This is a genomic window from Kosakonia sp. HypNH10 (assembly GCF_029850615.1).
In the GTDB taxonomy this organism is placed as follows: Bacteria; Pseudomonadota; Gammaproteobacteria; order Enterobacterales; family Enterobacteriaceae; genus Kosakonia; species Kosakonia cowanii.
In genome coordinates, this window is sequence record NZ_JAOTIU010000001.1 from 724,440 (window position 1) to 745,945 (window position 21,506).

22 protein-coding genes and 1 riboswitch are annotated in these 21,506 nt (G+C 58.7%); of the genes, 9 read left to right on the forward strand and 13 right to left on the reverse strand.

The window, feature by feature from the left end; translation table 11 throughout:
* A complete protein-coding gene (locus tag N7V53_RS03515; protein ID WP_279792125.1) occupies positions 1 to 1,107 on the forward strand; it encodes an ABC transporter permease in 1,107 nt (368 codons plus the stop codon).
* On the opposite strand, the gene N7V53_RS03520 is transcribed toward N7V53_RS03515, so the two are convergent.
* A complete protein-coding gene (locus N7V53_RS03520) occupies positions 1,060 to 1,479 on the reverse strand; it encodes a YbhQ family protein (RefSeq protein ID WP_279792128.1) in 420 nt (139 codons plus the stop codon). The two genes, N7V53_RS03515 and N7V53_RS03520, sit on opposite strands and share 48 nt — an antisense overlap.
* A gap of 133 nt (positions 1,480 to 1,612) precedes the next feature.
* Between N7V53_RS03520 and N7V53_RS03525 the strand changes: the two genes are divergently transcribed.
* From N7V53_RS03525 to N7V53_RS03535, 3 genes are read left to right on the forward strand one after another with little or no spacing between them, the layout of a single operon-like run.
* Positions 1,613 to 2,374 (forward strand): endonuclease/exonuclease/phosphatase family protein, encoded by a 762-nt coding sequence (locus tag N7V53_RS03525; RefSeq protein ID WP_279792130.1) that lies wholly within the window; start codon positions 1,613 to 1,615, stop codon positions 2,372 to 2,374.
* Entirely contained in the window at positions 2,371 to 3,615 is a 1,245-nt protein-coding gene (gene clsB / locus N7V53_RS03530) for a cardiolipin synthase ClsB (RefSeq protein WP_279792132.1), read from the forward strand. The genes N7V53_RS03525 and clsB overlap by 4 nt, the downstream gene beginning before the upstream one ends.
* Positions 3,615 to 4,580, forward strand: a complete 966-nt coding sequence (locus N7V53_RS03535) for a lysylphosphatidylglycerol synthase domain-containing protein (RefSeq protein ID WP_279792133.1) — start codon at positions 3,615 to 3,617, stop codon at positions 4,578 to 4,580. The genes clsB and N7V53_RS03535 overlap by 1 nt, the downstream gene beginning before the upstream one ends.
* Before the next feature lie 546 nt (positions 4,581 to 5,126).
* Here the strand turns inward: N7V53_RS03535 and N7V53_RS03540 are convergent.
* The 7 genes from N7V53_RS03540 to moaA all read right to left on the reverse strand — a co-directional run bounded on the left by N7V53_RS03540 (position 5,127) and on the right by moaA (position 9,372).
* Positions 5,127 to 5,837 (reverse strand): Bax inhibitor-1 family protein, encoded by a 711-nt coding sequence (locus N7V53_RS03540; RefSeq protein WP_279792134.1) that lies wholly within the window; start codon positions 5,835 to 5,837, stop codon positions 5,127 to 5,129.
* 61 nt (positions 5,838 to 5,898) lie between these two features.
* Entirely contained in the window at positions 5,899 to 6,606 is a 708-nt protein-coding gene (locus N7V53_RS03545) for a Bax inhibitor-1/YccA family protein (protein ID WP_023479511.1), read from the reverse strand.
* Between the two features lie 64 nt (positions 6,607 to 6,670).
* Positions 6,671 to 7,123 (reverse strand): molybdopterin synthase catalytic subunit MoaE, encoded by a 453-nt coding sequence (gene moaE / locus N7V53_RS03550; protein WP_023479530.1) that lies wholly within the window; start codon positions 7,121 to 7,123, stop codon positions 6,671 to 6,673.
* Between the two features lies 1 nt (position 7,124).
* The gene (gene moaD / locus N7V53_RS03555) at positions 7,125 to 7,370 is read right to left on the reverse strand and encodes a molybdopterin synthase sulfur carrier subunit (RefSeq protein ID WP_279792138.1); all 246 of its coding nucleotides are present in this window, start codon (positions 7,368 to 7,370) and stop codon (positions 7,125 to 7,127) included.
* Positions 7,363 to 7,848, reverse strand: a complete 486-nt coding sequence (moaC, locus tag N7V53_RS03560; protein WP_279792140.1) for a cyclic pyranopterin monophosphate synthase MoaC — start codon at positions 7,846 to 7,848, stop codon at positions 7,363 to 7,365. Before moaC ends, moaD begins: the two co-directional genes overlap by 8 nt.
* A 3-nt stretch (positions 7,849 to 7,851) precedes the next feature.
* The gene (moaB, locus tag N7V53_RS03565) at positions 7,852 to 8,364 is read right to left on the reverse strand and encodes a molybdenum cofactor biosynthesis protein B (protein WP_279792142.1); all 513 of its coding nucleotides are present in this window, start codon (positions 8,362 to 8,364) and stop codon (positions 7,852 to 7,854) included.
* A gap of 18 nt (positions 8,365 to 8,382) precedes the next feature.
* Positions 8,383 to 9,372, reverse strand: a complete 990-nt coding sequence (gene moaA / locus N7V53_RS03570) for a GTP 3',8-cyclase MoaA (RefSeq protein WP_023479507.1) — start codon at positions 9,370 to 9,372, stop codon at positions 8,383 to 8,385.
* A riboswitch (molybdenum cofactor riboswitch) is annotated at positions 9,360 to 9,518 on the reverse strand. It overlaps the preceding gene by 13 nt.
* A gap of 281 nt (positions 9,519 to 9,799) precedes the next feature.
* Here moaA and yvcK point away from each other — a divergent pair.
* The 4 genes from yvcK to pmrB all read left to right on the forward strand — a co-directional run bounded on the left by yvcK (position 9,800) and on the right by pmrB (position 14,243).
* A complete protein-coding gene (gene yvcK, locus N7V53_RS03575; RefSeq protein ID WP_023479505.1) occupies positions 9,800 to 10,708 on the forward strand; it encodes a uridine diphosphate-N-acetylglucosamine-binding protein YvcK in 909 nt (302 codons plus the stop codon).
* Positions 10,709 to 10,816: 108 nt separating this feature from the next.
* Positions 10,817 to 12,460 carry a phosphoethanolamine transferase EptA gene (gene eptA / locus N7V53_RS03580; protein WP_279792144.1) on the forward strand — a complete coding sequence of 548 codons (1,644 nt, stop codon included), beginning with the start codon at positions 10,817 to 10,819 and terminating at the stop codon, positions 12,458 to 12,460.
* Positions 12,457 to 13,131 (forward strand): two-component system response regulator PmrA, encoded by a 675-nt coding sequence (pmrA, locus tag N7V53_RS03585; RefSeq protein ID WP_279792145.1) that lies wholly within the window; start codon positions 12,457 to 12,459, stop codon positions 13,129 to 13,131. Before eptA ends, pmrA begins: the two co-directional genes overlap by 4 nt.
* Positions 13,131 to 14,243 (forward strand): two-component system sensor histidine kinase PmrB, encoded by a 1,113-nt coding sequence (gene pmrB / locus N7V53_RS03590; RefSeq protein WP_279792146.1) that lies wholly within the window; start codon positions 13,131 to 13,133, stop codon positions 14,241 to 14,243. Before pmrA ends, pmrB begins: the two co-directional genes overlap by 1 nt.
* 120 nt (positions 14,244 to 14,363) lie before the next feature.
* On the opposite strand, the gene uvrB is transcribed toward pmrB, so the two are convergent.
* Positions 14,364 to 16,385, reverse strand: a complete 2,022-nt coding sequence (gene uvrB / locus N7V53_RS03595; protein ID WP_094420432.1) for an excinuclease ABC subunit UvrB — start codon at positions 16,383 to 16,385, stop codon at positions 14,364 to 14,366.
* A 757-nt stretch (positions 16,386 to 17,142) separates the two neighbouring features.
* On the opposite strand from uvrB, the gene N7V53_RS03600 reads away from it, so the two are divergent.
* On the forward strand, positions 17,143 to 17,865 hold the full coding sequence (locus N7V53_RS03600; RefSeq protein WP_279792147.1) for an ATP-binding cassette domain-containing protein: 723 nt from the start codon (positions 17,143 to 17,145) through the stop codon (positions 17,863 to 17,865).
* Here the strand turns inward: N7V53_RS03600 and bioD are convergent.
* From bioD to bioB, 4 genes are read right to left on the reverse strand one after another with little or no spacing between them, the layout of a single operon-like run.
* The gene (gene bioD / locus N7V53_RS03605; RefSeq protein ID WP_279792150.1) at positions 17,807 to 18,529 is read right to left on the reverse strand and encodes a dethiobiotin synthase; all 723 of its coding nucleotides are present in this window, start codon (positions 18,527 to 18,529) and stop codon (positions 17,807 to 17,809) included. The two genes, N7V53_RS03600 and bioD, sit on opposite strands and share 59 nt — an antisense overlap.
* Positions 18,522 to 19,271: a malonyl-ACP O-methyltransferase BioC gene (bioC, locus tag N7V53_RS03610; RefSeq protein WP_279792151.1), complete on the reverse strand. Its 750-nt coding sequence runs from the start codon at positions 19,269 to 19,271 to the stop codon at positions 18,522 to 18,524. Before bioC ends, bioD begins: the two co-directional genes overlap by 8 nt.
* Entirely contained in the window at positions 19,258 to 20,412 is a 1,155-nt protein-coding gene (gene bioF / locus N7V53_RS03615; RefSeq protein ID WP_279792152.1) for an 8-amino-7-oxononanoate synthase, read from the reverse strand. The genes bioC and bioF overlap by 14 nt, the downstream gene beginning before the upstream one ends.
* Positions 20,409 to 21,449, reverse strand: coding sequence for a biotin synthase BioB (gene bioB / locus N7V53_RS03620; RefSeq protein ID WP_076769577.1), 1,041 nt, complete (start codon positions 21,447 to 21,449; stop codon positions 20,409 to 20,411). The genes bioF and bioB overlap by 4 nt, the downstream gene beginning before the upstream one ends.
* Between the last annotated feature and the right edge of the window lie 57 nt (positions 21,450 to 21,506).

Below are 21,506 nucleotides of genomic sequence, written 5' to 3' on the forward strand. Positions count from 1 at the left end.
ATGTTTCACCGTTTATGGACGCTGATCCGCAAAGAGTTGCAGTCCCTGCTGCGCGAGCCGCAAACCCGCGCCATTTTGATTCTGCCGGTGATTTTTCAGGTGCTGCTCTTCCCGTTTGCCGCCACCCTTGAGGTGACCAACGCCACTATCGCTATCTATAACGAAGATAACGGCAAGCACGCGGTGGAGCTGACCCAGCGTTTCGCCCGCGCCAAAGCCTTTACCCACGTGCTGCTGCTGCGCAGCCCGCAGGAGATCCGCCCGACGCTGGATACGCAAAAAGCGCTGCTGCTGGTGCGCTTCCCGGCCGATTTTTCCCGCGATCTCGACAGCGGCACACCCGCGCAGATGCAGCTGATTCTCGATGGGCGTAACTCGAATAGCGCGCAGATTGCCGCCAACTATCTTCAGCAGGTGGTGAAAGATTATCAGCAGGAGCTGCTGGCCGGGCAGCCGAAGCCGAACAACAGCGAGCTGGTGGTGCGTAACTGGTACAACCCAAATCTCGATTACAAATGGTTTATCGTGCCGTCGCTGGTGGCGATGATCACCACCATTGGCGTGATGATTGTCACTTCGCTGTCGGTAGCGCGCGAGCGGGAGCAAGGCACCTTCGATCAGCTGTTGGTGTCGCCCCTCGCCACCTGGCAGATCTTTATCGGCAAAGCGGTGCCGGCGCTGATTGTCGCCGCATTCCAGGCGACGATTGTGCTGCTGTTCGGCATTCTGGCTTACCAGATCCCGTTTGCCGGATCGCTGCTGCTCTTCTACTTCACGATGCTGGTTTACGGCCTGTCGTTGGTCGGGTTTGGGCTGTTGATCTCGTCGTTTTGCGAAACGCAGCAGCAGGCGTTTATCGGGGTATTTGTCTGGATGATGCCGGCGATCCTGCTCTCGGGTTACGTTTCGCCGGTGGAGAACATGCCGGTATGGTTGCAGGATTTAACCTGGATTAACCCGATCCGGCACTTTACCGATATCACCAAGCAGATCTATTTGAAGGATGCCAGTCTGGAGATTATCTGGGGAAGCCTGTGGCCGCTGATCGCGATTGCCCTGTCAACGGGCACCGCGGCCTACGCCATGTTTCGTCGCCACACGGCCTAATCGTTTCTCTTTGGTTAATAGTGAAACCACCGCCGGGCCGCCAAGGATGGCCAGCCCGGCAAGCGCCAGCAGGTAGTTGTTTTGCAGCACCCGCGAGAGCAGCCAGATGGCAATAAGGGATGCGCCAAAATACCAGGTGGTGGTTAGCTCCTCCAGCACATCGCCGATGCCGCGCCAGCCCGCGTCATGATGGCGCTGGAAAAAGAGCATCAGCAGCACGGTGACGCCATAAAGCACGCACAGCCCCAGCCCCACGTGCACCAGCCTGCCGCTCATCCAGCCCATCACCAGTATCGCCACAATCATCAAATGCAACATAATCTGCCAGCAACTCAGGCCTGTTGCGACACGAACACATTGTTGCCACTTCATGGCATCTCTCCGCAAGGATTTTACTCTTACAGAAGAGTACCCCGATCTACAGAAAATTCTGTAACCCCGGCTTTTTTTGTGACAGGGACTACAATTTATTTCTATACAGGAGAGTGATGCTGGCAGGAGATTTATGACCCAACACGCGCGACCATTTTCATTAAAAGTATTGACGATTAACACACACAAAGGCTTTACCACCTTCAACCGGCGCTTTATTTTGCCCGAGTTGCGCGATGCCGTGCGCCTGGTGAGCGCGGATATCGTCTGCCTGCAAGAGGTGATGGGCGCCCACGAAGTGCACCCGCTGCGCGTTGAGAACTGGCCCGATACCACCCATTACGAATTTATCGCCGATACCATGTGGAGCGACTTCGCTTACGGGCGCAATGCGGTCTATCCTGAAGGGCACCACGGCAATGCGGTGCTCTCCCGCTATCCGATTGAACACTACGAAAACCTCGACGTCTCAGTAGATGGCAGCGAAAAACGCGGCCTGCTCTACTGCCGGATTATGCCGCCCGATTATGGCGGCGCGGTACATGTCCTCAGTGTTCATCTTGGGCTGAAAGAGGCGCACCGCCAGGCGCAGCTCAAAATGCTGGCAGAGTGGGTTAACTCTCTGCCGGAAGGCGAGCCGGTGCTGGTGGCGGGGGATTTCAACGACTGGCGGCAAAAAGCCAACCAGCCGCTTAAAGCGCAGGCCGGGCTGGAGGAGATCTTCACCCGCGCGCATGGTCGCCCGGCGCGCACCTTCCCGGTCAGCCTGCCTTTGCTACGCCTCGACAGAATTTATGTCAAAAACGCCAGCGCCACTGCGCCAACCGCGCTGCCGCTGCGCAACTGGCGTCATCTGTCCGATCATGCCCCCCTGAGTGCGGAGATCCATTTATGAAATGTAGCTGGCGGGACGGTAACCGCATCCAGTTGCTGGAAAATGGTGATAACTACTATCCGGCGCTCTACGATGCGATTGATAACGCGCAACAGAAAATTATTCTCGAAACCTTTATCTGGTTTGAAGACAAGGTGGGCAAAGAGCTGCACAGCGTGCTGCTGCGCGCCGCTCAGCGCGGGGTAAGTATTGAGGTGCTGCTCGACGGCTACGGCTCTCCCGACTTAAGCGAATCCTTTGTCAGCACCCTCACCTCGGCGGGCGTGATTTTCCGCTATTACGATCCGCGCCCGCCGCTGCTCGGGATGCGTACCAACGTCTTTCGACGCATGCACCGCAAAATTGTGGTGATCGATAACACCGTCGCCTTTGTCGGCGGGATTAACTACTCGGCCGAGCATCTCTCTGATTACGGCCCCGAGGCAAAACAGGATTACGCCGTGCGGGTCGAGGGGCCAATCGTCGAAGATATTCTGCAATTTGAGCTGGAAAACCTGCCCGATAACGCCCCGGCGAAACGCTGGTGGCAGCGCCGCCGTCATCGCCCGGAAGAGAACCGGAAGCCGGGCGAAGCTCAGGCGCTGTTTGTCTGGCGCGATAATGACGATCACCGCGACGATATTGAACGCCACTATCTGAAGATGCTGGCTAACGCCCGCCGGGAAGCGATTATCGCCAATGCATACTTCTTCCCCGGCTACCGGCTTTTGCACGCGATGCGTAACGCTGCCCGTCGCGGCGTCACCGTGAAGCTGATTGTGCAGGGCGAGCCGGATATGCCGATTGTCAAAGTGGGCGCGGAGCTGCTCTATAACTACCTGCTGAAAGGCGGCGTGAAGGTGTATGAGTATCGCCGCCGCCCGCTGCACGGCAAAGTGGCGCTGATGGACGATCACTGGGCGACCGTTGGCTCCAGCAACCTTGACCCGTTAAGCCTGTCGCTCAATCTCGAAGCGAACCTGATTATTCACGATCGCGAGTTTAACCAGACGCTGCGCGACAATCTGCAAAAGATTATTGAGCAGGATTGTAAGCAGGTGGATGAGTCAATGGCGCCGAAGCGCACCTGGTGGAACCTGGGGAAAAGCGTGGTGGTGTTCCACTTCTTACGCCACTTCCCGGCGCTGGTCGGCTGGTTGCCGGCGCATACCCCAAAACTGGCTGAAGTGGGGCCGCCGGTACAGCCGGAGATGGAAACCCAGGACAGAAACGAAGCACAGCACTCGGGAGCAAAACCCTGATGTCAACATCACATCCGCGCTGGCGGTTGGCTAAAAAAATCCTCACGGTGATCTTTTTTATCGCCGTTATTGTTCTGCTGGTGCTCTACGCGCAGAAGGTGAACTGGGAAGATGTCTGGAAGGTCATTCGCGATTACAACCGCACCGCCCTGCTGAGCGCGGTGGCGCTGGTGATCCTCAGCTATGTGCTGTATGGCTTTTACGATCTGCTCGGCCGCGCCTACTGCGGCCATAAGCTCGCAAAGCGCCAGGTGATGCTGGTGTCGTTTATCTGCTACGCCTTTAACCTGACGCTCAGTACCTGGGTTGGCGGGATTGGCATGCGTTATCGCCTCTACTCGCGGCTTGGGCTGCCGGGCAGCACCATTACGCGCATCTTCTCGCTCAGTATCACCACCAACTGGCTGGGCTATATTCTGCTCGGCGGGCTGATCTTTACCTTTGGCGTGGTGGAGATCCCAGAGCACTGGTATATCGACGCCTCGACGCTGCGCATTGTCGGCGTGGTGCTGTTGTTGATTATCGCCGTCTACCTGTGGGGCTGCGCGTTTGCGAAACGCCGTCACGTCACCATTAAGGGCCACAAGCTGGTGCTGCCGTCGTGGAAATTCGCCGTCGCGCAGATGGTGATCTCCAGCGCTAACTGGATTGCGATGGGGGCGATTATCTGGATCCTGCTTGGTATGCGCGCCGACTTCTTCTTTGTGCTTGGGGTGCTGCTGGTCAGCAGTATCGCCGGGGTGATTGTGCATATCCCGGCGGGTATCGGCGTGCTGGAAGCGGTGTTTATCGCCCTGCTCGCCAGCGAGCATGTGTCGCAGGGGATTATCATCGCCGCCCTGCTCGCCTATCGGGTGCTCTACTACTTCCTGCCGCTGCTGCTGGCGCTGATTGGTTATCTGCTGCTGGAGGGCCGCGCCAAGAAGCTACGGGCGAAAAACGAGAAGGCGATGGCGCAGCAGTGATAGTGCCGTCCCAGGAAACGGCGTAGGCCGGATAAGCGTGTAACGCGCCATCCGGCAATGGGCTTCATGTGGCGTTTTGTGGAATGGTTCCGTTCACCAGGCGTTCGGGAGTTTCATTAATCTCTTGTGCGGTGAACGGGACAAGGGAAGCGGCCGCGCTCCCCTTGTCAATCCCCGCGGCCCCGCGAGGAAATCGGTGCTGCGCACTGCGCTCACCTCCCGCGTGCCTGACTGCGGCCGGCTCGACTCGACATCCTGTCTCGGTTCGCCTCTGTCCGCCATCCATGGCGTCCAGACCTTGTCATTCACGCTTCGGTTCGCCGATTTCAGCGGGGACACAACCCCTCGCTGTGAAATCTGACGTAAAAGCAATATCAGTGTGGCTGTAGGCTCGTTTGGTAGGCCGGATAAGGCGAAGCCGCCATCCGGCAATTGTGCCACGGAGAGAATGCCGGATGGCGCTGGCGCTTATCCGGCCTACGCGGTTTCAGCGGCTCGGTACACGTAGGCCGGATAAGGCAAAGCCGCCATCCGGCAATCGGTGCTCTAGCGCGACGCGCTGGACGATCCTGATGAAACCAGAAACATCAGCGTTTGAAGTATGTCGAGAAACGCGGTCGCTGCGCCGAGCCAGATGCTGAGCGCACCGCGGGTTGCGCAGTGCTGCACCGTGACAAACTGCTGGCGGTAAAGCCCGCGTGCGCTGTCGAGCATCTGCGGGCTTTTGCGCGCGCTCACAACGCTAAACAGCACCACCAGAAAGAGGCTTGCGCACCACTGTGCCACGCCGCCTGCCAGCGCAAGATTAATCACCACGGCAAGCGCGCCGCCCGCTGCGGCCAAAAGCCAGTAAAAACGCCTGTTGCGCAGCCGCTCACCATAAAGATGGGCAATCAGCGCGCCGAGGGCGAACATCCCGCCTGTCACGCCGTAGAGCACCAGACAGAGTTGCAGCGAAAAGAGGCTCGCGGCCAGCAGGCCGCCGATGACGCTCAGCAGCACCAGCCCGCCGATGGCGTGTAGCGTCTTCATGCGCTCAAACAGCATGCTGAGGGCGAAAAGCGTGATAAACCAGAGGATCGCCAGCAGCACGATAATCGCGCTGTGTTCAGTGAACTGCGGTAGCGCCAGCAGATCGAGTACCAGCCAGCAGAGCACCGCGCTGAGCGCCATGCCCGCCGCCAGCCACAAACAGGCCTTCACCAGTAACTCAACGGGCGTAACCTGCACCGGGGCAATCCAGCCAAATACTCTCACCGCTCCTCCGTGAAAAAGGCAAAAAAATCCCGGCCGCAGCCGGGATGAGGTATAGCGTCGCTTAACGGCGGTTGCCGAAGATACGCAGCAGCATCAGGAACAGGTTGATAAAGTCGAGGTAGAGCGTTAACGCGCCCAGAATCGAGTATCTGCGCAGCTCGGCGCTGTTGCTGACATCGATCTGCTCACCGATCCCTTTCAGCTTCTGCGTGTCATAAGCAGTAAGGCCGACGAAGACAATCACACCGATATAGGTGATCACCCACATCAGCGCTTCGCTCTTCAGCCAGAAGTTGACCAGCGAGGCGAGCACAATCCCAATCAGACCCATAAACAGCATATTGCCGAAGCCGCTGAGATCGCGCTTGGTGGTGTAGCCGTAGAGGCTCATCACACCAAACATCCCGGCGGTCACCACAAAGGTGGCGGCAATCGACTGCGAGGTATAGACCAGCAGAATGCTGGAGAGCGTCAGGCCGGTGAGCGCCGAATAGAGCATAAACAGGCCGGTCGCCAGCGCGGGGCTCAGTTTATGGATCATGCCGGAGATGACAAACACCAGCGCCAGCTGGGCAATAATCAGCCCGAAGAAGGTGATCTGGCTGGAGAAGACGAAGCTCATGATCGCTTCGCTGCGCGCGGCATACCATGCGACAAACGCGGTTAACAGCAGACCGCAGGTCATCCAGCCATAAACCTGCGCCATATAAGTTTGCAGCCCGCTACGGCTGCCCTGCACGATAGAATCAGAACGGGGGAAACGGTCCATAATCACTCCTGATTGATGGGTTAACAATGCAGTAAGGTTAACACATCAATCGGTACCCTGCGTGCTACCAGCGCTTCGCTGCCTGCTGGTCACTGTCACGGGCTTCCACCCAGCGTTCGCCTTCCGGCGTCGCTTCGCGCTTCCAGAACGGCGCGCGGGTTTTCAGGTAGTCCATAATAAACTGCCCGGCCTCGAAAGCGCTGCTGCGGTGCGCGCTCCCTACGCCAACAAAGACAATCTCATCCCCCGGCCAGAGTTCGCCGATGCGGTGATAAACGCTTACCCGCCCGAGCGACCAGCGGCTGCGCGCCTCGTCGACGATCGCGGCCAGCGATTTTTCCGTCATCCCCGGATAGTGCTCAAGGGTTAAGGCGCTGACGCTGTCGCCCAGATTGTGGTTGCGCACTTTGCCGGTAAAGGTCACCACCGCGCCATCTTCATCGCGCGCGGCCAGCCAGCTGTACTCTTCGCCGACGTTAAACGCGGCGCGGTCGACACAAATTCGCGTTTCGCTCATCTCAGCCTCCGGTCACCGGCGGGAAAAAGGCCACTTCATCGCCGCTTGCCAGCGGATGATCGAAGCTGACCAGCGTCTGATTCACCGCTGCCAGCAGCTTGCCCTCTTCCAGCGCCAGCGCCCAGCGATCATCCTGCGCAGCAAGATGCTGGCGCAGCGCTTCAACGGAGGGGAAAAGCGTCTCAACGTTGAGGGTTTCGCAGCCCACCAGCTCGCGCACCTGCGCGAAAAACAGTACTTTAAGCATCGCTCTCTACCCTGAAATCACCCGATTTGCCGCCGCTTTTCGCCAGCAGGCGCAGCGGGCCAATCACCATATCTTTCTGCACCGCTTTGCACATATCGTAAATCGTCAGCGCGGCGACCGAGGCGGCGGTTAACGCCTCCATCTCAACGCCGGTTTTGCCGCTCAGACGGCAGACAGATTCGATGCGCACGCGGTTATGCTCCGGCTGCGCCTGGAGCAGCACTTCTACTTTGCTCAATAACAGCGGGTGGCAGAGCGGGATCAGCTCCCAGGTGCGTTTTGCCGCCTGGATACCGGCGATGCGCGCGGTGGCGAAGACATCGCCTTTGTGGTGGCTGCCGTCGACAATCATCGCCAGCGTCTCTGGCAGCATGGTGACAAAGGCTTCGGCGCGCGCTTCGCGCACGGTTTCCGCTTTGGTGGAGACATCCACCATATGCGCTTCGCCATTGGCGTTAATGTGGGTCAGTTGCGACATAACTTACTTCTTCAAATGGGAGTAAAAATTACACGGGCGCGTACGCGCATCGAGCTGCGGTTCAATGACATTTTCCCATGCGGTGCGGCACGCTTTGGTCGAGCCGGGCATGGCGAAAATCAGCGTCTGGTTGGCGACGCCCGCCAGCGCGCGGGATTGCAGCGTCGAGGTGCCGATCTCTTCAAAGGACAACATGCGAAACAGCTCGCCGAAGCCCTCAATTTCGCGGTCAAACAGCGGCAGCAGCGCTTCTGGCGTCTGGTCACCTTCGGTGAAGCCCGTCCCGCCATTGATTAGCACCACCTGCACCTCATCGCTTGCGATCCACGCCGAAACCTGGGCGCGAATGACGTAGCGGTTCTCTTTAACGATCGCTTTATCAACCACCTGATGTCCGGCATCGTGCGCGGCGTCGCGCAGATAGTGTCCGGAAGTGTCATCCTCTTCGCCACGACGGCTGGAGACCGTCAAAATAGCAAGCCTGACCGGGATAAACTCAGCGCTGACCTGGCTCATCTCTCTCTCCTTGCGGCGTTACCCGCCGATATATGAAAGGTTTTGCGTAATGCCCGTATTGCCCTGATGCAGGAAGTGGGTCTGCTTTTTCTGGCTCAGCGCCGTGGCGATACGATCCTCAAGCCTGCCCTGCTCCTCGTCCGCCTGCAGCAGATCGCGCAGATCGACGCCGCCATCGCCAAACAGGCAGAGGTGCAGTTTGCCGGTGGAGGAGACGCGCAGGCGGTTGCAGCTGGCGCAGAAATCTTTTTCGTAGGGCATGATAAGCCCGATTTCGCCTTCGTAATCCGGGTGGCAGAAGACCTGCGCCGGGCCGTCGCTGCGCTGGCGCAACTGGTGGATCCAGCCGCGTTTAAGCAGCTCGTCGCGCAGCACCATGCCGGAGAGGTGATGTTTGCGGAACAGATCGCTCCCCTCGCCCGTCTCCATCAGTTCAATAAAGCGTAGCTGGATTGGCCGCGTCTGGATCCAGTCAAGGAAGGTATCAAGCTGGTGATGGTTCACGTCGCGCATTAGCACGGTATTGACCTTCACCTTCGAAAATCCGGCGCTAAAGGCGGCGTCGATGCCCGCCATCACCTGGCGAAACTTATCCTGCCCGGTAATGGCGTGAAACTGGCGAGCGTCGAGGCTGTCGACGCTGACGTTGATCGCCGTCAGACCGGCGTCGCGCCATTGGGCAACGTCGCGGGCCATGCGGTAACCGTTGGTGGTGACGGCAATCTGGCGAATGGCGGCGTTTTCCCGCACCGCAGCGATGATGTCGGTGAAATCGCGGCGCAGGGAGGGTTCACCACCTGTCAGGCGCACTTTTTCCGTGCCCATTGCGCTAAAGGCGCGGGTCACGCGGCGAATTTCATCGAGGCTGAGAAAGCCGTTGTTATTGACGCCGCCGGGCTTGTAGCCATCCGGCAGGCAGTAGGTGCAACGAAAATTGCACACGTCGGTAATCGACAAACGCAAGTAATAGAACTTGCGCGCGAACGCGTCAGTCAGTTGTGAGGCCATGTACACCTTTCCAGATTCGGGAGATGCAGTCATTTCTTCCTGCACCCTGGCAGCAAGAGCTATTGCTCTGCTACGGCCAAAGCACCATATCTTGCGGCATAGATCCATAAGACACAGGTGCAGAGGCTTGAGTGTATCCTCATCGTCTTTCGGGCTGCATCAGTAAGAAGCAAGCCAAAATCCATTGAGGAGGGTTATGTTAGGCACGCTAACATGCTCTGGCGATAGTAGCGCGATCGCCCGGCTTTCGCCATTGTGAATATCGTTATATAAACCACTACATAGCGACATAATCGTGCACAATGGCTACAGAGTACGTGAAAATCGCTTTTTTGCTTTGATATGTGTCATTTTACGCGGTGCGCGGCATCGTCTTTTGGTGGTATTTACGCTAACGTAGCGCGATAAAAAATCATAAGGAACAATTATGCGTAATCGCACCCTCGCCGACCTGGATCGCGTTGTCGCACTCGGCGGCGGGCATGGTCTTGGGCGGGTGATGTCTTCGCTTGCCTCACTGGGATCGCGCCTCACCGGCATTGTCACCACCACCGACAACGGCGGCTCTACCGGGCGTATTCGCCGCTCCGAAGGCGGCATCGCCTGGGGCGATATGCGCAACTGCCTCAATCAGTTGATTACCGAACCGAGCGTCGCCTCGGCGATGTTTGAGTACCGTTTTAGCGGCAATGGCGAACTTTCTGGCCATAACCTCGGAAACCTGATGTTAAAGGCGCTGGATCACCTCAGCGTGCGCCCGCTGGAAGCGATCAATTTAATTCGCAATTTACTGAAGGTGGATGCCTTTTTAATCCCGATGTCCGAGCAGCCGGTCGATTTGATGGCGACGGACAGCGAAGGCAACGTGGTGTATGGCGAGGTCAATATCGACCAACTGCACGCGCCGGTGCAGGAGCTGATGCTGTCGCCGAAAGTCCACGCCACCCGCGAAGCGGTGCAGGCGATTGCCGAAGCAGATCTGATCCTGATTGGCCCCGGCAGCTTCTACACCAGCCTGCTGCCACTGCTGCTGCTTGATGAGTTAGCCCAGGCACTGCGCCGCACGCCTGCGCCAGTGGTCTATATCGGCAACCTTGGCAAAGAGCTCAGCCCCGCCGCTGCCCGCCTGACGCTGGCGGATAAGCTTTCGATCATGGAGCAGTACATCGGCAAGCGCATTATCGATGCCGCAGTGGTGGGGCCAAAAGTGGACGCCAGCACGGTCACTGACCGGCTGATTATTCAGGAAGAGCTTGAAGCGAGCGATATCCCCTATCGCCACGACCGTGTTCTGCTGCGCAACGCGCTGGAGAAAGCGGTGCAGCAGCTTGGCTGACGCACCGGCGGGGCAGAATCAGCCCCGCCATAGCCTTTGCTTAATTTCTTAAGGTTGTCTTAAAAAACCCCTGTCAGCATAGCGCTATTCACATTATGGAATTTGGCTATGCGCACGCTTTCGCTCTACCGGCCCTCTTTAAGCCGCCTCTCTCTGCTTACCCTTGCGGCGCTCTATATCGCGCTGGTGCTTAACATTGTCTTTTACCGCCAGGCGTTTCATCTGCTTCCGGTCGACTCACTGCATAACGCGCTGGTGTTCCTCACCATGCCGCTGGTGGCCTTTAGCGTGATCAACATTGTGCTGACACTGGCGTCGTTTCTGCGCCTCGACCGGCTGCTGCTGAGCCTGTTTATCCTCGTCTGCGCCGCCGCACAGTACTTTATCTCCACCTTCGGCGTGATTATTGACCGCTCGATGATCACCAATATTCTCGATACCACCGCGGCGGAGAGCTTCGCCCTGATGTCGGGCAAAATGGTGATGACGCTGCTGCTGACCGCGCTGCTGCCGGTGCTTATCGCCTGGTGGATCAAGATCAAACCGACTCGCCCGCTGCTGCGCAGCATCACGCTGCGCCTGCTTAGCGTAGCGATCTCCGCGCTGATTATCGTTGCCGTGGCGGTGCCGTTTTATAAAGATTACGCCTCGCTGTTTCGCAACAACAAAGAGCTGGTGAAATCCCTCGGCCCGTCGAACGCCATTGCCGCCTCGCTCTCCTGGTATGTTCATAACCGCATGGATAACCTGCCGCTGGTGCGCATCGGCGAAGATGCCCACCAACTCCCGCAGATGAAGAGCGGCGCGCGTAAAAACCTCACTATTCTGGTGCTGGGCGAAACCTCGCGTGGGGATGACTTCTCGCTTGGCGGATACGATCGCGAGACCAACCCGCTGCTGAAGCAGGATAATGTTATCTACTTCCCCAACACCACCTCGTGCGGCACCGCGACAGCGGTCTCCGTGCCCTGCATGTTCTCCGGTATGGGCCGTGCCCACTATGACGATCAGCTGGCGCATCACCAGGAGGGGCTGCTTGATGTAGTGCAGCGCGCCGGGATTCAGGTGCTGTGGAATGAGAATGATGGCGGCTGCAAAGGGGCCTGCGACCGCGTGCCGCACCAGGATATGACGCAGCTGAACCTGGCGGATTACTGCATCAAGGGCGAGTGCCAGGATGAGATCCTGTTTCGCGACCTGGCGCGCTATATCGATCAACTGCCGGGCGACGGGCTGATTGTGCTGCACACCATTGGCAGCCACGGCCCGACTTACTACAACCGCTACCCGGCGCAGATGCGGAAATTCACTCCCACCTGCGATACCAATGAGATCCAGACCTGCTCCCGCGAGCAACTGGTGAACACCTATGACAACACCATCGTCTATGTCGACTATATTGTTGATAAAGCGATTAAATTACTGCAATCAAAACAGGACAGGTTTACCACCAGCCTGGTTTACCTCTCCGATCATGGCGAATCACTGGGTGAAAATGGCGTTTACCTGCACGGGCTGCCCTACTCCATCGCGCCCGCCACGCAGAAACATGTGCCGCTGCTGATCTGGCTCTCGCCGGATTACCAGACGCGTTACGGCATTAACAGCCAGTGTGTCGCGAAAAATGCGCGGGAGAAGGCCTACTCGCAGGACAACCTCTTCCCGACCATGTTGGGTATACTGGGCGTCAGCACCACGGTCTACCATCCTGAAGACGATATCCTTACGCCGTGCCGGGAGCAGGTGAAATGAAAATTCTGGTGATTGAAGATGATGCGCTGCTGCAACAGGGGTTAATTCTCGCGATGCAGAGTGAAGGCTACGCCTGCGATGGCGTCTCGACCGCCCATGAAGCGGCGCTCTGCCTGGCGGGTGGCCACTACAGCCTGATTGTGCTCGATCTCGGCCTGCCTGATGAAGATGGCCTGCATCTGCTCAACCGGCTGCGCAAAGAGAAATATACCCTGCCGGTGCTGATCCTCACCGCCCGCGATACCCTTGACGATCGCGTGGCGGGGCTTGATACCGGCGCAGATGATTACCTGGTGAAACCCTTTGCCCTCGACGAGCTTAACGCCCGCATCCGCGCGCTGCTGCGCCGTCACCACAATCAGGGTGATAACGAGATTACTCACGGCAATCTGACTCTGAATGTTACCCGCCGCCAGGCGTGGCTCGAGGGGCAACTGCTGGAGCTGACGCCAAAAGAGTACGCGCTCTTATCGCGCCTGATGCTGAAAGCCGAAAGCCCGGTGCACCGCGAGATCCTCTACAACGATATCTACAACTGGGATAACGAGCCGTCGACCAATACGCTGGAGGTGCATATTCACAATTTGCGCGACAAGATTGGCAAGTCGCGCATCCGCACCGTGCGCGGCTTCGGCTATATGCTGGTGTCGCCGCAAGAGCGGTCTGAGTGATGGCGATGTTCGACTTTCGTCACTGGAGCCTGCGCCGCCGGCTGCTGCTGACCATTGGCGGCATTCTTCTCTTCTGTCAGCTGGTCAGCGTCTTCTGGCTCTGGCATGAGAGCGAAGAGCAGATCCAGCTGCTGGTGCAGACGGCGATCCACAACCACAACAACCGCAAACATATTGAGCATGAAGTGCGTGAAGCGGTGGCGAGCCTGCTGGTGCCAAGCCTGCTGATTATCGGCTTGGCGCTGCTGCTCTGCATGCAGGCGGTGAAAGCGATCACCCGCCCGCTCTCCGAACTTCAGCAGGAGCTGAATAAGCGCACGCCAAACAATTTGCAGCCTATCACCCTCGATCAGAGCGTCAGCGAAGTGGAGGCGGTCACCTCAGCGATTAACGATCTGGTCTCGCGCCTGACCTTAACCCTCGACCGCGAACGGCTCTTTACCGCCGATGTCGCCCATGAGCTGCGAACACCGCTGGCCGGGCTGCGTCTGCACCTTGAACTGATGGCAAAAAGCAGCGGCATGCAGGTCGAGCCGCTGGTGCAGCGCCTCGATCAGATGACGGAAAATATCGCCCAGTTGCTGCTTTTGGCGCGCGTAGGGCAATCTTTCTCCGCCGGTACCTATCAGCAAGTGACGTTATTAAGTGATGTGGTGCAGCCGATGGAAGAGGAGCTGCGCACCATGTTGGCGGCACGCGATCAGCGCTTGGTGATGCCGGTTGACGGTGAAAATATGGCGGTAGCGGGCGATGCCACCCTGCTGCGACTGCTGGTGCGTAACCTGGTGGAGAATGCCCATCGCTACAGCCCGGTCAGCAGCACGATCACCGTGCGCCTCGAGCAGGCAGAAACGCCAGTGCTGGCGGTAGAAGATGAAGGACCGGGAATTGATGAGAGCCGCAGCGGCGAGCTGAGCAAAGCGTTTGTCAGAATGGACAGCCGTTACGGCGGTGCCGGTCTCGGCTTAAGTATCGTCACGCGTATCGCGCAACTGCATGACGCGCAGTTTTTCCTGCACAATCGGCTGACACAAAATGGGGTGCGGGCGTGGGTCAAATTCAGCGCGCCCGACCGGGGGACGATCAGTAGCTCAGCAGCCAAAAATGGGTAAAACCGAGCACCACTGCCAGCGCGCAGGCGACGGCAAAACACTCACGAACGGTAATTTGTTGCATCACACTCTCCTCCACGAAAACTGAGGAGAGTGTGACAGGGCTATGTTAAGTCAACATTAAGAGGCAACAATAAACAGCTCGCGGAGTTGATGAAGCTGATCGCGCACCTTCGCCGCCTCTTCAAACTCCAGATTCTGCGCATGCTGCATCATCTGCCCTTCCAGTTCATGAATTTTCTGTTGCAGCGCTTTTGGCGTCAGACCCAGATCGGATGCATCTGCCTCAACCGGCGAGCGGGACTTGCCGCGCCCTTTGGCTTTGGTTTTCGCCAGCCCCTGGCCCAGCGCCAGAATATCCACCACTTTCTTGTTGAGCCCCTGCGGCGTAATGCCATGCTCTTCGTTGTAGCTCTGCTGCTTCTCGCGGCGGCGCTCCGTTTCGCCAATCGCTTTCGCCATCGACGGCGTGATCTTATCGCCGTAGAGGATCGCTTTGCCGTTGACGTTACGCGCCGCACGACCAATGGTCTGGATAAGCGATCGTTCGGAGCGCAGGAAGCCCTCTTTATCGGCATCGAGAATGGCGACCAGCGACACTTCCGGCATATCCAGCCCCTCACGCAGCAAGTTGATGCCGACCAGCACATCGAACTCGCCAAGTCGCAGGTCGCGGATAATCTCCATACGCTCGACGGTGTCGATATCGGAGTGCAGATAGCGCACCTTCGCGCCGTGCTCAACCAGATATTCGGTCAAATCTTCCGCCATGCGTTTGGTCAGCGTAGTTACCAGCACGCGCTCGTTGATCTCGACGCGCTTGCGGATCTCGGACAGCAGATCGTCGACCTGGGTCGCCACCGGGCGCACTTCGATAATCGGATCCAGCAGTCCGGTTGGGCGCACTACCTGATCGATCACCTCTTCGCCCGATTTCTCCAGCTCATAGTTACCCGGCGTCGCGGAGACGTAGATCGTCTGCGGGGCCAGGGCTTCGAACTCTTCGAACTTCATCGGGCGGTTATCGAGCGCCGACGGCAGACGGAAACCGTACTCCACCAGCGTCTCTTTACGCGCCCGGTCGCCGCGATACATGCCGCCGATTTGCGGAATGGTAACGTGGGATTCATCGACCACCAGCAGCCCATCGGCAGGCAGATAGTCAAACAGCGTTGGCGGCGCTTCGCCCGGCCCGCGCCCGGAGAGGTAGCGCGAGTAGTTCTCGATGCCGGAGCAGTAGCCCAGCTCGTTCATCATCTCCAGATCGAACTGGGTGCGCTGGGTAATACGCTGCTCTTCCAGCAGCTTATTGTTCTCCAGCAGAAACTTCCGCCGCTCCGCCAGCTCGACTTTGATCTCTTCCATCGCCTGCACGATGCGCTCGCGCGGCGTCACGTAGTGGGTTTTCGGGTAGATGGTAAAACGCTGAATGACCGATTCGATATGGCCGGTCAGCGGATCGAAAAGCGACAGGCGCTCAACCTCTTCATCGAACAGCTCAACGCGCAGCGCCAGATCGTCCGACTCCGCCGGGAAGATATCAATCACTTCGCCGCGCACGCGGAAGGTGCCGCGCTGGAACGCCTGGTCGTTACGGGTGTATTGCAGCTCCGCCAGCCGGCGCAGGATCGCGCGCTGATCGATGATCATGCCATTGGTGAGATGCAGCATCATCTTCAGGTAGAGGTCAGGATCGCCCAGACCGTAGATGGCGGAGACCGACGCCACCACGACCACATCACGCCGCTCCAGCAGCGCTTTGGTGGCGGAGAGACGCATCTGCTCGATATGTTCGTTAACCGACGCATCCTTCTCGATAAAGGTGTCCGAGCTCGGTACGTAGGCTTCCGGCTGATAGTAGTCGTAGTAGGAGACAAAATACTCCACCGCGTTATCCGGGAAGAACTCTTTCATCTCGCCATAGAGCTGCGCAGCCAGCGTCTTGTTGGGTGCCAGCACCATCGTTGGGCGCTGCAGATCGGCAATCACATTGGCCACGGTGAACGTCTTCCCTGAACCGGTTACCCCGAGCAACGTCTGGTGCGCGAGCCCGTCTTCCAGCCCTTCCTTGAGGCGACGGATTGCTTCAGGCTGATCGCCGGAGGGGCGAAAAGCGGAATTCAGTTTGAACGGTTTACTCATGAATGGCACCTGATGAGGAGTGGGGCAGGTAAGACAGTTTACTCACCATGCGCATTTTTGCCAACCGAAGATACTGGATGAAAAAACAGTAGCAGGCAAGCCGATCTCATCTACCGCAGTGCAAAACATCGCATTGTGGCTGCGATTGGACGATCGGTAAGCGATTAAACCTCGCGTTAAAGGTTATCCCCAGAATTTTTGCCCTTTTAACATTTGTCAAGGTGATGTTTGACGCTTTTATGGCAGTCGGTGACACTTTTCTTACACCCATTGCTTTTATTTAAACGTTTGATTAAAAAAGAAAATATTAAAAAGGCGGGTTTCACACCAATTCATGCGCAAGCCGCGCCGCCTCTCGCTTGCCACACGTTTTCTAACTCTAATACACAAGGTTATCCACAGGAATAGTGGATAACTGCCGCCAGCCCGTGCACCCCGCCCCTCGCCAAACTCCCCCTCTGCGGCAAAAAGGGTGCGGGAAAAATTTTTTATCGACTCTTTTCGACAATTATCGGCTAACGATGCGCAGGATCCGCCTGGGATCCTTCTCACAATTTCACCCGCTGTTGCACCACCAGCCGCTGCGGTAAGCACTGGCAAAGTGCAGAATTTTTACCTGGGTTTGCGCGCCATCACGTTTTTTTCGCATGCTTTCTCAGCCGTCTCCGAAAAAAATGCCCTTTTCACGTTCTGGCAAGGCTTTTGCAATTGACCATAGTGAAAAGCAGTCATACCTGATGGGAACAAGGAGCGGATCATGTTGAGCTTACATGCGGTGAACCACTATTACGGCGACCAACATACGTTATGGGATATCGATCTGGAGTTAGCCCCCGGCCTCTGCACCTCGCTGGTCGGGCTGCCGGGTATGGGAAAAACCACGCTGGTGAACTGCATTACCGGCTACCTGCCGGTGGAGAGCGGCAGCATGATTTGGCAGGATGCGGGCGCACCGCCGCGCGATCTGCTGACGCTCCAGGCCGAGCACCGCAGCGCGGTCGGCATCGGCTATGTGCCGCAGGACAGGCGCATTTTTTCGCAGCTGACGGTGGAGGAGAATCTGCATGTGGCGATGCGCGCCGCCGGTGACGCAGGCCAGAGCCTGAGCCGCGAGATCTTTGATCTCTTCCCGGAGTTGTATAGTTTGCGTCAGCAGCGCGGCGCGACGCTGTCGGAGGATAACCAGCAGCAGCTGTCGATGGCGCGGGCGCTGGTAACGCGCCCACGGTTGTTGATCCTCGATGAACCGACGCGCGGCCTCGGCCAGGCGTTTATCCATAAACTGGGGAATTTGATCGTGCGACTCAATCAGGAGTTTGGCATGTCGATCTTACTGGCGGAGCAGCAGCTGTCGCTGATCCGCCGGGTGGCGGACCGTTTCTGCCTGCTGCACCGCGGGCGGCGCGTGGCCGGGGGGGATATCAGGCAGTTAGATGATCCGCTGCTGGCGCACTGGATGTCGCCGGAGTCAGTACGCTGAGATCGAGATAGTGGCCGGTTGCGGCGGTTTCCGGCGCATCCGCCAGCCACGGGATCTCACCGATCAGCGGCGCGGGCAGCACGCGTTGCAGCGTCGCCATATACTCCTGGTGGCGTTTACCCGGCTTGACCACATCATTAGCGATCCACCCTGCCAGCCTCAAGCCTGCCTGCTGCACTGCCTGGGCAGTTAACATTGCATGGTTGATGCAGCCAAGCTTGACGCCAACTACCAGAATCACCGGCAGGCGCTCTGCGGTGGCCCAGTCGGCAAAGGTCAGCGTCGGCGAGAGCGGCGTAAACCAGCCCCCTGCCCCTTCCACCAGCAGCCAGTCAGCCTGCTGCTCCAGCTGGCGTAAACCGGCCGACATTACTTCCGCCTCTATCGGCTGATTCAGGTCAGCGCTGACAATGTGCGGCGAGGTCGGCTCGGCAAAGGTGTACGGATTAACCGCCTGATAGGTGAGCAGCAAACTGCTGTGGCGCTGCAACGCCAGTGCATCGCTGTTGCGCAGCCCATCGGGCGTCATCTCACTGCCGGAGGCGACCGGTTTATAGCCCGCACTGCGCAACCCGCGCAGATTCGCCGCCTGCAACAGTGCGCAGCTCGCCACGGTTTTACCCACTTCGGTATCAGTACCGGTCACAAAATAGCGTTCAGTCACGGGTTATCACTCCCCAAAAAAGTTGATAGGTCAGCGGGAACTTGCCCTGCTGTTGCGGCCAGGCTTCCTGTAAGCGCTGCAATTTGCCGCGCGTCAGCCCTTGCTGGCGTCCGGCATGCAGATGGGTCGCGCCAATCCCTTTAAGGGATCGCAGGGCGCTGGCAGCATCGGCAAACCACAGGGTGACGGTGTCAATACCGCAGCGCAGCGGCCAGTCACGCAGCGCCTGCTCAATCTCCGTTGCGGGCAAAAAGCGGTTGGCGTGGGGCAGGCTGTCCAGCGCGCGCCAGGCCAGGTTCAGCTCCGGTAAGGAGCCGTCCGCCAGCGTGGTAAAAGCGATATGCCCACCCGGTTCGGTGACGCGGCGCAGTTCGCTAACCGCCTGGCGCAGATCGTCGCACCACTGCACCGCGAGGTTGCTCCACGCCAGCGAAAAGGTCGCGTCTGCCAGTGGCAACGCTTCGATATCGCCGGTGACATAATGCGCGGCGCTCTGCTGCTGGCGCGCTTCTGCCAGCATAGCGGGCGAGAGATCGAGTGCCGTAACATCGCAGCCTTGCGCGCGCCAGTAACGACTCATCGCTCCAGGCCCGCAGCCGGCGTCAATCACCCGCGCAGGATTAATGTCGCCCAGTTGCGCCAGCAAACAGTCGGCGCTGAGCCGCTGTAACTCGTCATGTCGCGCGTAGCTTTGAGCCGCGCGACCAAAGGCGGCGGCCACCGCCTGTTTATTCACCGCCATGCAGCGCCTCCAGCAACCTGTCGATATCCTCTGGCTGATGCGCGGCGGTTAAGGTCAGGCGCAAACGCGCCGTGCCCGGCGGCACCGTGGGCGGGCGGATGGCAGTTGCAAACAGCTCCTGCTGGCGCAGAGTGTGGGCGAGGCGCAGCGCGCGGCTGTTGTCGCCAACAATCAGCGGTTGAATGGCGCTGTGCGAATCCGTCACCGCCAGATCCAGCCCGCGTACGCCGTCACGAAAACGGCCGATCAGCGCTGCCAGCTGCGCGCGGCGCGCGTCGCCTTCAGCGGAGCGGATAATATCGAGGGCGACGCTGAGCGCCACTGCCTGCGCGGGCGGCATTGCGGTGCTGTAGATAAGATGGCGGGCGAACTGCACCAGGTAGTCAGCAACCGCTTCGCTGCAAAGCACCGCCGCGCCGCTGACGCCGAAGCCTTTGCCGAAGGTGACAACCAGAATGTCGGGCTTCACCCCCTGCGAATGGCAACTACCGCGCCCCTGCTCGCCAAGTACGCCGATACCGTGGGCATCATCCACCATCAGCCACGCTTTTGCGTGATGCGTGGCCTCAGCAATCGCCGCCAGCGGTGCGCTGTCGCCATCCATGCTGAAGATCCCTTCGGTGACCACCAGCTGTTGCCCGCTGAGCGATTTGCTCAACAGGCTCGCCAGTTGCCCGACATCGTTATGAGCAAAACGGCGCAATTGCGCCGGGCTGAGGGCGGCCGCTTCCAGCAGCGAGGCGTGGCTCAGCTTGTCGGCAACAATGCGATCCTCTTTGCCGGTGAGGGCCGCAATGGTGGCCTGGTTGGCGGCAAAACCGGAGATAAAGAGCAGCGCGCGGTCGTAACCGAGCCACTGCGCCAGCTCGCGCTCAAGTTGATGATGCGCAGCCGTATGGCCAACAACATGGCCCGAACCGCCGCTGCCGACGCCATACTGCGCGGCGCCCTGCTGCCAGGCAGCAATCACCTGCGGATGCTGACTTAAGCCGAGATAATCATTACTGGCGAAGTTGCAAAAACGCTCACCCTCAAGGGTTAACCAGCGTCCGGCACCCTGCTCAACGGTGATACGGCGGCGCAGGGCATCTGCCGCGCGGCGTTCGCTGAGCGCGGCTTCGATTCGCTGCTGCCAGCTCATAGGGTCGCCGCGTTGTAATAGTGCTCCGTGTCGGCGTGAAGCAGTTGCTGCTCAATCTCCTGCTGCTGTTCGTTATCGCCATTCAGCACCTGGGTCTGCTGCGGGTTCAGCCCCAGTTTCTGGAACAGGAGCAGGTCTTTATCCTCTTCCGGGTTTGGCGTAGTCAGCAGTTTGCAGCCGTAGAAGATGGAGTTGGCCCCCGCCATAAAGCACATCGCCTGGGTCTGCTCGTTCATCTGCTCGCGCCCGGCCGAGAGGCGAACGTAGGAGGTCGGCATCATGATGCGCGCCACGGCGATGGTGCGAATAAAATCAAAGGCGTCGACATCGTCGTTATCCGCCAGCGGCGTGCCTTTCACCTTCACCAGCATGTTGATCGGCACGCTCTCCGGCGGTGTTGGCAGATTGGCGAGCTGCATCAGCAGCCCGGCGCGATCGGTGACGGTTTCGCCCAGCCCGACAATGCCGCCGGAGCAGACTTTGATCCCGGCATCGCGCACTTTATCCAGCGTGTCGAGACGCTCCTGATAGGTGCGGGTAGTGATGATATTGCCGTAGAACTCCGGCGAGGTGTCGAGGTTGTGGTTGTAGTAATCAAGCCCGGCGTGGGCCAGACGCTGCGCCTGGCTCTCATTGAGGGTGCCAAGGGTCATGCAGGCTTCCAGCCCCATCGCTTTCACCCCTTCCACCATCTGCTCCAGGTAGGGCATATCGCGATCGTTCGGGTTTTTCCACGCCGCGCCCATGCAGAAGCGCGTTGAACCGGCGAGCTTCGCTTTGCGCGCCGACTCCAGCACCTGCTCCACCTCCATCAGCCGCTCCGACTCGAGGCCCGTTTTGTAGCGCGCGCTTTGCGGGCAATATTTGCAATCTTCCGGGCAGGCGCCGGTTTTGATCGACAGCAGCGTGCTGACCTGCACCTGGCGCGGGTCAAAATGCTGGCGGTGGATTTGCTGCGCCTCGAAAAGCAGATCCAGCAGTGGTTTTTCAAATAAAGCAGTAACTTGCGACAGTGTCCAGCGTGTGTGGTGAGCCATCTGGCCTCTCCAAAAGTGTGATTAAATCGTTATTCGGTGTAGACTCGTAAACCTAAA

Excerpts from the sequence above, each read along its gene's own strand:
- bioC (WP_279792151.1), bottom strand. The coding sequence starts at position 19,271 with ATGGCGGTGAATAAACAGGCGGTGGCCGCCGCCTTTGGTCGCGCGGCT.
- N7V53_RS03600 (WP_279792147.1), top strand. The coding sequence starts at position 17,143 with ATGTTGAGCTTACATGCGGTGAACCACTATTACGGCGACCAACATACG.
- clsB (WP_279792132.1), top strand. The coding sequence starts at position 2,371 with ATGAAATGTAGCTGGCGGGACGGTAACCGCATCCAGTTGCTGGAAAAT.
- N7V53_RS03535 (WP_279792133.1), top strand. The coding sequence starts at position 3,615 with ATGTCAACATCACATCCGCGCTGGCGGTTGGCTAAAAAAATCCTCACG.
- moaE (WP_023479530.1), bottom strand. The coding sequence starts at position 7,123 with ATGAGCGAAACGCGAATTTGTGTCGACCGCGCCGCGTTTAACGTCGGC.
- bioF (WP_279792152.1), bottom strand. The coding sequence starts at position 20,412 with ATGAGCTGGCAGCAGCGAATCGAAGCCGCGCTCAGCGAACGCCGCGCG.
- pmrA (WP_279792145.1), top strand. The coding sequence starts at position 12,457 with ATGAAAATTCTGGTGATTGAAGATGATGCGCTGCTGCAACAGGGGTTA.
- moaC (WP_279792140.1), bottom strand. The coding sequence starts at position 7,848 with ATGTCGCAACTGACCCACATTAACGCCAATGGCGAAGCGCATATGGTG.
- moaB (WP_279792142.1), bottom strand. The coding sequence starts at position 8,364 with ATGAGCCAGGTCAGCGCTGAGTTTATCCCGGTCAGGCTTGCTATTTTG.
- moaD (WP_279792138.1), bottom strand. The coding sequence starts at position 7,370 with ATGCTTAAAGTACTGTTTTTCGCGCAGGTGCGCGAGCTGGTGGGCTGC.
- eptA (WP_279792144.1), top strand. The coding sequence starts at position 10,817 with ATGCGCACGCTTTCGCTCTACCGGCCCTCTTTAAGCCGCCTCTCTCTG.
- N7V53_RS03520 (WP_279792128.1), bottom strand. The coding sequence starts at position 1,479 with ATGAAGTGGCAACAATGTGTTCGTGTCGCAACAGGCCTGAGTTGCTGG.
- yvcK (WP_023479505.1), top strand. The coding sequence starts at position 9,800 with ATGCGTAATCGCACCCTCGCCGACCTGGATCGCGTTGTCGCACTCGGC.
- moaA (WP_023479507.1), bottom strand. The coding sequence starts at position 9,372 with ATGGCCTCACAACTGACTGACGCGTTCGCGCGCAAGTTCTATTACTTG.
- N7V53_RS03515 (WP_279792125.1), top strand. The coding sequence starts at position 1 with ATGTTTCACCGTTTATGGACGCTGATCCGCAAAGAGTTGCAGTCCCTG.
- N7V53_RS03525 (WP_279792130.1), top strand. The coding sequence starts at position 1,613 with ATGACCCAACACGCGCGACCATTTTCATTAAAAGTATTGACGATTAAC.
- N7V53_RS03545 (WP_023479511.1), bottom strand. The coding sequence starts at position 6,606 with ATGGACCGTTTCCCCCGTTCTGATTCTATCGTGCAGGGCAGCCGTAGC.
- uvrB (WP_094420432.1), bottom strand. The coding sequence starts at position 16,385 with ATGAGTAAACCGTTCAAACTGAATTCCGCTTTTCGCCCCTCCGGCGAT.
- bioB (WP_076769577.1), bottom strand. The coding sequence starts at position 21,449 with ATGGCTCACCACACACGCTGGACACTGTCGCAAGTTACTGCTTTATTT.
- pmrB (WP_279792146.1), top strand. The coding sequence starts at position 13,131 with ATGGCGATGTTCGACTTTCGTCACTGGAGCCTGCGCCGCCGGCTGCTG.